The organism is Salinimicrobium oceani, from assembly GCF_012037645.1.
In genome coordinates this window covers 1-622 of sequence record NZ_JAAVJR010000210.1, presented here as the reverse complement: position 1 = coordinate 622, position 622 = coordinate 1, and the positions used below count along the sequence as shown (strand labels likewise).

Here is a 622-nt window from a genome sequence, read left to right as displayed (position 1 = left end):
GGATCCCAAAATGGATTATTCAGGAGCTATACGACTCCTTTCTGAAGCAATTGCGGCTTCAGGTGTCAAAAAGGTCATTTTTGTGTCCTCTATTTCCGTTTATGAAGAGACTAAAGATTTCAAGATCTATACCGAAGATGCCGAACCTAATGCAACATCAGTTTCGGGAAGGGAGATCATTTCCGCAGAAAAGATCATGCTCCAGAATCCCATTTTTGACACCACAATAATTCGATTTGGCGGACTGATAGGGGCGGGGAGACATCCGTTAAAATATCTTGCCGGCAGGAGCGCACTCGGTAATCCGCTGGGTCCGGTAAATTTGATCCATCTCAGGGACTGTAAACAGGTCATAAAAAAGGTACTTCAAAAAGATCTTTTTGGAGAAGTATACAACGCAGTTTATCCTTTGAATCCTCCCCGGGAGAAATATTATCAGGAAAAGGCCAGGGAAGCAGGCCTGGAAATTCCGGAATTTGATCATTCCAAAGCTTCCGAAGGAAAGATCATTTCGGCTTCAAAAGTAATGCGGGAGCTGGAGGTGGATTTTCAGGAGAAGATTTGATCCGGATCCATTTCAATTAACAAGAAACAATTATATGATCAATCCTTTCACAACCCC

1 protein-coding gene is annotated in these 622 nt (G+C 42.9%); it reads left to right on the top strand.

Translation table 11 applies throughout. From position 1 onward, the window contains the following. Positions 1–565 (top strand): Rossmann-fold NAD(P)-binding domain-containing protein (locus HC175_RS16310; RefSeq protein ID WP_209310027.1); only part of this gene is annotated, 565 nt, incomplete at its 5' end. Between the last annotated feature and the right edge of the window lie 57 nt (positions 566–622).